General features: G+C 65.1%; 4 protein-coding genes and 1 tRNA gene. All 5 read right to left on the bottom strand.

Annotated features, from left to right (window positions below; all coding sequences use genetic code 11):
- Positions 1 to 7: 7 nt before the first annotated feature.
- A tRNA-Ile gene (locus AAGI46_13185) sits at positions 8 to 80 on the bottom strand.
- 65 nt (positions 81 to 145) lie between these two features.
- Positions 146 to 1,228, bottom strand: coding sequence for a MamK family actin-like protein (gene mamK, locus AAGI46_13180; GenBank protein MEM1013159.1), 1,083 nt, complete (start codon positions 1,226 to 1,228; stop codon positions 146 to 148).
- Positions 1,229 to 1,285: 57 nt separating this feature from the next.
- Complete coding sequence (locus tag AAGI46_13175; protein ID MEM1013158.1) at positions 1,286 to 2,302, bottom strand: hypothetical protein; 1,017 nt, start codon at positions 2,300 to 2,302, stop codon at positions 1,286 to 1,288.
- Between the two features lie 72 nt (positions 2,303 to 2,374).
- Complete coding sequence (gene hrpA, locus AAGI46_13170; protein ID MEM1013157.1) at positions 2,375 to 6,349, bottom strand: ATP-dependent RNA helicase HrpA; 3,975 nt, start codon at positions 6,347 to 6,349, stop codon at positions 2,375 to 2,377.
- A 22-nt stretch (positions 6,350 to 6,371) separates the two neighbouring features.
- On the bottom strand, positions 6,372 to 9,107 hold a 2,736-nt coding region (locus AAGI46_13165), incomplete at its 5' end, for a hypothetical protein (GenBank protein MEM1013156.1).

The following is a 9,107-nucleotide window of genomic DNA, read 5'->3' as shown; positions in this document are numbered from 1 at the left end:
CCGCGTATGGGCCCGCCGGGATTCGAACCCGGAACCAAGGGATTATGAGTCCCCTGCTCTGACCATTGAGCTACAGGCCCAAGGCAGAATAGAGCGGCCGGGACGAAGACGTCGCGGCCGCTCCTTGGGAGGCGTTGTCAGTGCGTCAGTCGCTGAGCTGCTGCCAATAGTCGGCCGGCATGTCGAGGGCCAGTTGCAGGGCACCGTTGGCTCCGGAGTAGATCGGCTCGTCGACGACTGTCACTTTGCCGCCGCCGACGCGTTCGAGGCCCTTTTCGATGCGGCTGTTGAGCCCACGCATCTGACTGCCGCCGCCCGCGATGATGATGTTGTTGCGGAGCTTCTCCTGGAACTCGGGATTGAACGTCGCGATCAAGTCCGCGACACCCTCCAGGATCGGCTCGACCAGGATCTCACAAGCAGCCTTCATGTCTTCGGTGATGTCGAAGTCGGTCGGCTTTCCCTTGACCGGCAGCTGGACGATGATCGAGTCTTTGGTGTCGCTGACGTAGCCATAGTTCTCCTTGAACTTCTTGCACATGTTGACCGTGATCGAGGCCTCGGGGTGCTTCTCGGTCAGGAGCTTGTGCAGTTCGCGGTCGATGGCGTCGCCGGCGATCGGGAAGGATCGCTCGTCTTCCGCCGCGGGGACGGTGCCGTGCATGCGGCTGAGGTCGGTCGTGCCGGCACCGATGTCGACGACGAGGACGTCGCTGAGCCGCTCCATGCCGTAGGCCACGGTGAACGGCTCAGACACGATCATGACCGCGTCGAAGATGTCCTTGGCGGACTCCAGGATGCCTTCCTTGTTCTTGTCACTCGCCTGCGACGGGACGCCAATCACGCCATACAGCGCGTCGTCGCGAGACGGCTTGGTCAGCTCCACGAGGCGGTGGACGAGCAACTTGGCCGCTTCGAGGTTCTTGTCGAGTTCGTCGGTGTCATCGCCGAGCGTGCCCTTGATGACACCCTTCTCGAGCGGGCGATAGAGGTTGACGCTCATCGCGTTGTCGAGCGCATCTCGGCCGTACAGGATGTCGGCACCGAGGTGTTTGCGGCTGACGGCGTCTTTGGCGTAACCGACGTAGGACTCGACGGTCTTTCGAACGCCGTTCATCGCGGCGATGGAGCTTCGGCTGGTGCCGAGGTCGATGCCCATGACCATCGCCTGGACTTCGCGTCCGGAATCGTCCGCCTGGGATTCGAGAATCGTTTTGGTGTTGGCCATGGTGAGGAAAGGTGTCGTTGATCGTTTGGTAGGGCGTCGTGTCGACGGAGTCGTCTGCTAGTCGGCGACAGGCGTCGCTTGGTCTGTTTCGGCTGCGCCGGGCTTGAGATTGTCGCGCAGCTTCAGGTTGCTCTTGAAAATCTCCATCAGCACGGAGTTCTGCTCGTCGCTGCGGGGCTTTGGAATGTGGCTGATCCGACGCGGTGCAAAACCTGCCGCACCACCGCCGCCGGAGCCGACGCGTCGGGCGGCGACCTGCAGCTGCGTCAGGACGTTCTCCGCCTTGCCGAGGAACTGCTCCAGTCGGCCAGTTAGCGCTTCAAGCTGGGGCGAGCTGACGGCAGTCGTCGTGGCGACCTGTGCCTGCTGAGCCTGCTTCTCTTTCTCCGCCTCGGCCGCGTCTTTCTGGCTGGCGATGTTGCGGTTGTCTTTGAAGAGCTCCTTCAGCGCAGACGCGACGCTCTCGCGAATCTGGTCACCGGTTTCCTCGGCGTTCTCGATCTTTTTGTCCGCATCGGCCGTGGCCGTACGAATCGCACCGTCGACCACGACGGCGACCTGACGGCGAATCTTGTCACGATCGATGACCCAAACGCTCTTGCCCTTGTACCGCTGAGCGACGGCATCGAAGCTGACACTCTGGCTCGCCTCGGCAAAGGCGCGGTCGATCGGATCGCTGCTCTGCGACCCCGGATGCACAGGTGGCGGAAGCTGCTCGACAGGACGCCCGCCGCTCACGATGCCGCCGTCATCGGCCTCAAGACTGCCTGGCGGCAGCGGTGGCGGACCGGCACGTCCGGCAGACACGGGTGCGACCGACGCCCGGGCGGAGGCTTCGAGTCCGCCGATCGGAATCGGAGCCGGCGTCAGGTCTTCGGTGACGATGCCGTTGTTCGACAGCGCGGTGAGCGCATCCTCGGCCGTCTCAGCCTCGACGGCACCCTCCACCGAGCGCCCGGTTTCACGGATGAGGCCTCGGAACAGGTAGCGCACGATCGGGTGCTGACGACGGGGCGTGATGGCGAGCGTCGGACGACGCACCGCAGGCAGGACGGCACTCGGGCCGGCGGGCATCCTATCGACTGCGGCGTCGGCAGGACAACGCCACGGCAAGCTCCTCGCCCGGCCCATAATCCCGCCTGCCCGTCATGCAGCAGCTTTCCGGAGCCGCTCCATCCGCTCGGCGAGGATCTTCTCGCTCACCTTCGTCGCCGTTCCGAGCTGTTGGGCGAAGAGGCTCACGCGGTACTCCTCGACGAGAAACCGAAACGTCACCCACGCCGGGCCGCAAGGCCCGGATTCCGCATCTGCAATTCGGTCCAGATACGCCTTCCAGTAAGGAAACACCTTCGTCGCCAGCTTCGAATCGCGGTCCAGCCCGGCATTCAGCAGCTTCGCATGTCGCTGCTCGATCGAGGCAAGATAGCGCGGAAGATGCCCGAGCCAGACCGCCGGCGTCGCCACCAGAAAGTCAGCCGGCACGAGCAGGGCGAGCTGCTCCTTCATCTCCGCCACGCTCGACGTCAGGATTTCCGGCACCGGCTTTTCCAAAGCCAGGGCAACGCGTTGCCGCAGCCGCAGAATGGCCATTGCCGTGTCGGCGACGTCCTTCACGCTCCCGCCGAGCTTGCCCCAGGCGGCGTTGACCCGCTCCTCGAACGCGGCCTTGGTGCGAATGGTCGACGGATCCTCACCCAGGAACAGCCGATCGCCGGCGGCCTCGATGAGGTGCGCCTTCATCGAGCCGGCGTTGCCGATCGGGCTGAAGAGCAGTCGCAGCTCGTTTAACGTCGGCAGGTCGGTCACTTGGTGCTTGAGCTCCGCCGCGTAGTCGAGCAGCAGGAGTCGCCGGACGCCCGCCCGATGCGCGGCCTTGGCGGCCTGAGCCGACTCGAACAGCCGCAGTGATGCCGAGTCGCCCCGATCCGCGAGCGCCGGAAAGCCTTGCACGCCCCGGCCGTTGCGTTTGACTTCGACGCGCTCGGGCAGATCTGGCAGGCCGTTCCAGGTGACGAGATGATCGCGGTGCCACGTCGGGTCGGGCTTCTCTTCGAACTTGCGACGTGCCTGAATCTTGAGGCGTTTCCGAAGCTCGACGATGTCTCGACCGTGGGCCACGGGCTTGTCGTGCTCGTCGACGATGCGGAGGTTGATCCGCAAATAGTCGTCCAGTTTGGTCGGATCGAGGTCGTCGGCCGACACCTCGATGCGTCGCTCGTCGGCAAGGAACCGCGCAAGCGACGACGTGAGCGACCCTTCGCCGAACGGCATTCGCAAGACTGCCCGATGGGCGACCTCCGGCACGGGGACGAACTGCGTGCGGAGCCTCTTCGGAAGCGTTCGGATGAGATCCGTCAGTTTCTCCTCGATCAGCCCTGGGACAAGCCAGTCGAGCCGGTCGGCGTCAATCGCGTGCAAGTCAGCCAGGTGCACGGTCGCCGTCACGCCGTCAGCGACGTGGCCGGGCTCGAACCGGTAGCGCAGCGGCAGCGTGATGCCATTGGTCTCGATGGTTTCGGGAAACTGCCCGCCCTCGGCTTCGGACAGCGACTTGGCCATCAGATCTTCGGGCCGCATGTAGAGCAGCCGGCGATCGCGCTTCTCTGCATCGCCGCGCCACTGCTCGAAGCTGCGCCAGTCGACCACGCTTGCTGGCAGACGTGCGTCGTAGAATGCGAACTGCGTCGCTGGGTCGACCAGAATGTCACGCCGGCGTGTCTTGGCCTCGAGCAGCTCAACCTCCCGCACCAGCTGTCGGTTGTGCCGAAAAAAGGCAGCGCCTGATTCGAGGTCGCCGTCGACTAGGGCGGACTTGATGAAGATCGTGCGCGACTTCTTCGGGTCGATCTTGCCGTAATCGATCGGCCGCTTCGCGATGGGCAGGCCCCAGAGCGTCACCTTCATCGGCGCAATCACCCGGCCGGTCTTCATCTGCCAGTACGGCTCGCCGTACGTCTTCTTCACGAGATCGCCCGCGGCCTCCTCGACCCACTCTGGCTTCACGCTGCACGCGGTGCGGGCGTACAGCCGCGACGTCTCGACCAGTTCAGCGGCGACGATCCACGGCGGCTTGCTGCCGAAGACGACGCTGCCTGGGAAGACGAAGAACTTGCGCCCGCGAACACCGTCGTACTCATTGGAGTCGGACTTTTTGCCGACGTTGCCCAGCAGACCGGGCAGCACAGCCCGATGGACGGCGTCGCCTTGAGCGGGATCGGCGTTGAGCTTCAGGCCGATGCTCGACGCGGACTCGCGAAGCTGACGGCGGAGGTCGCCCCACTCCATCATGCGGAGGTAGTTCAGGAATCGGGCACGACACGCTTGCTTGAGCTTGTTGCGGCTGAGCTCGCGCCGTTGCTTGGTGTACCAACGCCACAGGTTGACGAGCGTCAGGAAGTCGCTGCCGCCGGCCTTCCAGATGGCATGAGCTTCGTCGGCCTCCTTCTGCTTCTCGTGCGGGCGTTCGCGCGGGTCCTGGATGCTCAGGCCCGCGGCGATGATGATGGTTTCGTCGAGGCAATTCTCCTTGCTCGCCGCGAGGATCATCCGACCCAGCTTCGGATCGACGGGCAGGCGGGCGAGTTGGCGGCCGACGTCGGTGAGGCGGCGGTGCTCGTCGAGGCCGCCGATTTCCTGGAGCGTCTGGTAGCCGTCGCGGACCTGGCGCGGGTCGGGCGGGTCGATGAACGGGAACGACTCGACGGCACCGAGCCCGAACGCCTGCATCTGCAGGATCACCGCCGCGAGATTCGTCCGCTGGATCTCCGGGTCGGTGAACTCCGGCCGATTGTCGAAGTCGGCTTCGTCGTACAGCCGCACGCACACGCCCGGCCCGACCCGGCCACAACGGCCCTTGCGCTGGTCGGCCGAGGCTTGACTGATCGGCTCGACCGGCAGGCGTTGGACCTTGGATCGTGCCGAGTACCGCGAGATGCGGGCGACGCCGGTGTCGACGACGCTGCGGATGCCCGGCACCGTCAGCGACGTTTCGGCGACGTTCGTCGCGAGCACCACTCTTCGTTTGCGCGACGGTGCAAAGACGCGGTTCTGCTCGGCGTTGCTGAGGCGGGCGTACAACGGCAGCACGTCGAAGCTGCCGAACTTGCCGTGGTGGCCGCCGACGTGATCTTCGAGGGCTTTGGCGGCCTCGCGGATCTCGCGCTCGCCCGGCAGGAAGACAAGCGTGTCCCCACGGGCGACGTCGGGATCGGCGTCGCGACCGAGCTCGTCCACAGCTTGGACGATGGCGTCGTTGATGTCTTCCGGTTGCGAGCCCCGACCGTGAGGGAGTGGGCTTTCCGCTTCGTCCGAACTCCCTCCCTCACGGTCGGGGCTCGCAAAGCCTCTGTACCGCACCTCGACCGGATACGTCCGGCCGCTGACCTCCAGAATCGGGCACCGCTCACGTCCGCCGAAATGGTCGCTGAACCGCTCGGGATCGATCGTTGCTGACGTGACGACGATCTTCAGATCCGGCCGCTTGTCGATGAGGTTTCGCAGGTGGCCGAGCAGGAAGTCGATGTTCAGCGACCGCTCGTGGGCCTCGTCGACGATGATCGTGTCGTACTGGTTGAGGAACCGATCGCCCTGCGTCTCGGCCAGCAGGATGCCGTCGGTCATGAGCTTCACGAGCGTCCGCGGGCTCGTCTCGTCGTGGAAGCGGACCTTGTAGCCGACGAGTTCATTCGAGCCGATTTCCTGGGCAACGCGGCTGGCGACCGTGCGGGCGGCAAGGCGTCTGGGCTGCGTGTGACCGATCGTGCCGAAGACGCCGCGGCCGGCTTCGAGGCAGATCTTGGGTAGCTGTGTGGTCTTCCCGCTGCCGGTCTCGCCGCAGACGACGACGACTTGGTGAGCTCGGATCGCCTCGGCGATCTCGTCTTTTTTGCCGCTGACGGGCAGCTCGTCCGGGTAGGTCACCTCCGGAATCGACCCGCGTCGCTCGTCCGCGATGCCTGCAGACTTGTCAGCCGCGGCGAGAACTTTCGCAAGCTGTTCGTCCGTCGGTACGCCGCGTCGCGTCAGCCCGTGGAGACGACGCTCCAACCGGTGCCGATCGCGCAGCATCGACCGGCCGATCACCTCTCGCACGGCCTCCACACTCGTCACAGCCTCTGGCACGGACGGGAACTGTACGGCCGGCTCAGCGGCGCTTCAGTTCGCGCCAAAAGCTGCCCATGTTGTGCGTTCCGGCATGCAGGCGATCGCCCGCGAAAGCCGGGATCGGCCGACGGCGCACCGGCAGATCGCCAGCGACTTCCGTCCACGCACCGTCGTCGTAGACGACGATGCCAGTCTCGTGGCCGACCGCGATGCGGCCGTCATCGGCGACGGCCACGTAGTACGCGCTGCCACTCCACAGCTTGCCCCACGACACGCCGCCATCGACACTCTGCCAAAGGCCGCTGCCGACGACGGCGAGGTAAAAGCGGCCGTCGTGTCGCGCGTCGGCGACGACTTCGTACGGCTGGCCGCCGAAGTCGTGGTCGACGGGCGTCCACGTCGAGCCGTCGAGGCGGTGGACGAACCTGCCGTCCTGGCTGAAGGCGACCGCACTGCCATCGCCGCTGAGCGACAGTTCATTGCCTACGGCCCAGACGTTGGTTTGGAAGTACGTGCCGAACTCGTTCGCAGGAAGGCCGCTGCCAAGTTTGCGGAAGGTCTCGCCGGCGTCTCGGCTTTCGTAGACGCCGCCGTGCTTGGCTGGATCACCGCTGACACCAACGAGGATGCGATCCGCATCGTTCGGACAGACGGTGACGCTGTTCATCCGACGCGTCTCCCCCATGTCGCTCGGCAAGCCTGCCATCGTCGGGTTTCGCCACGTCTTACCGGCATCGTTGGAGACTGCGAGCTGTGCTGCTTCCCACTCGCCGGGCCTCTTGTTGGTCGTGGCGTAGAGCCGATTCGGGTCGGCGGTCGATTGACCGAAGTCTTTGACATTGCTTCCGCCGCCGTTGGCCGGGAAAGAGATGTCGACGAACGAGCGGCCGCCGTTGCTGCTTCGGAGGTAGCCATTGTCGCCCATGCCCCAGTGGACGACGTTTGGCGAGCCGGGTTGACCGGCAAGGTCATGGCTGACGGTGTTTTCAAGCCCATCGATGCTGATGGCCCAGGTGCGGCCGGCGTCTTCGCTGCGCCAGACGGCGTACCAGTCGGTCATGAACCAGCGATCGGCGTTGGTCGGATCGACGCCAATGAACGCCGCTGCCTTGCCGAAATGAACCCAGCCTTCGTGGCTGCCCGGCTTTCGCTCTTCGCCCGGGACGTTGCCGTACCAGCCGTCGTCGTCGACATGCGTGCGCCGGACTTGCTGCCAACGGCTTTCGCCGGCATCGAGGCGATAGACGTCGCCTTGTCCGTTGATGGTGAGCAAGAAACGGGGTCCAGCGGTGAGGCCTTGCAGACGCCCTGTCCCGATGATGTTGTGGCCGGTCGGCGCGGGAAGGCCGTCACGCAATTCGCTCCACGTTTCGCCGCCATCGGTGCTGCGTTGGACGGTGTCGTAGTTGAAGACGCCGTAGATCGCTTCGTCGCCTGGAAGCTGCGCGAGCTCGACGACGTCCTCGTCGCTGACGTGTCGCCAGGTCTCGCCCGCGTTTTCGCTGAGCCAAAGTCCACCGAGATACTGCTTTGGGCCTTCAGGCGACCATCCGCCGACGTAGTTCTCGCCATCCTGGCCACCGACAAGCACGCGATCGGGCGTTGCCGCATCGAACGCGACGACGCTCGGGAAGAGGTCGCCGAAGAGATCATCTGCAACCGTCGACCAGGTCCTTCCACCGTCGCTGCTAACGCGGACACTGCCTGCCGAGACGAAGACCAAGCGGTCCGGGTCAGCCGGCGAGCGGGCGATCGTCGTCCCAGCCATCCGGGCTTCTTCGTTGCCCATGACGGGCGTCTCGACAACCTGTCGCCACGTCAGCCCAGCATCGGTCGAGCGATACAGCCCACCGCCGGTGTACCACTGACTGCCGCTGGCCATCAGCAGCACATTCTCGTCGCGTGGGTCGACATCGAGCGACCGCACGTAGCTGCCGGCGTCCTCGCCGCCAAGGTCACGGTTGAGGCTGCGCCAGCTTGCTCCGCCATCGTCGCTACGCCACGCGCCGCCGACATCGCTGAAGGTGTAGAAGACGTCTGCATCTCGCGTGGGCACGACCCCCATCCAGTACCCGCCTCCCCCAAGGCGGGACTGGTGCCATTTGCCATAGGTTGGCATGGGCTGCTTCGGTGCGACCTTGGTATTCGCCGCGGCTTCTGAAGCCGGCTGGAGCCGGACGTCACGGTTGACCCGTTCGAGCTTCACATCGTCGAACAGAAGCGTGTTGATCGCATCTGGTTCGCCGGACCAGCCGTTCCAGGTCGCTTCGGCGAATGCGACGAAAATGGAGTAGTTGCCGCTCGGCGTGAGCGGGGCGGGGTTCTCGACGGCAGAGTCGTCCAACGTCCCACCGATGGTTACAAACTCTTCCGTGGTGGTGGCTTGGAAGGACCAGGTCGCCCCGGTTTCTTCGTCCTTCAGGCTCAGCACGACGGGGCCAGTCGGACTGCCCTCCGGCACTGCGACTCTTGCTGTCAGTTTGAGCTGCGCGGGTGTCGCGTCGCCGACATCCATTGCTCCCCACCACTGACTGGCCGCGCCGAACCAGGGATTGTCGCCTTCGAGACCATCGCCGTCGATGGTGGCGATCAACTGGCCTCGTCCCTTCAGCAGGCCGCGCTCGACCGACAGGTTTCCGTCACTGCTCGACGCGTATGCGTCGGCGGTGAACAGGTCCTGTTCTTCGAAGTCCGCGTTGAAGATCGGCTCGGACGACGCACCGGATGCGAGCGTGAGCAGGGCGAGAAGCGAGAGTCGCATGATCGGGATTCGGCT

The sequence above is a fragment of the Planctomycetota bacterium genome (assembly GCA_038746835.1).
Classification (GTDB): Bacteria; Planctomycetota; Phycisphaerae; order Tepidisphaerales; family Tepidisphaeraceae; genus JBCDKH01.
This window is presented reverse-complemented; position numbering and strand designations above follow the sequence as displayed.

Bases quoted from the DNA above. Each gene is read 5' to 3' on its own strand.
- AAGI46_13175 (MEM1013158.1), bottom strand. From the start codon at position 2,302: ATGCCCGCCGGCCCGAGTGCCGTCCTGCCTGCGGTGCGTCGTCCGACG.
- mamK (MEM1013159.1), bottom strand. From the start codon at position 1,228: ATGGCCAACACCAAAACGATTCTCGAATCCCAGGCGGACGATTCCGGA.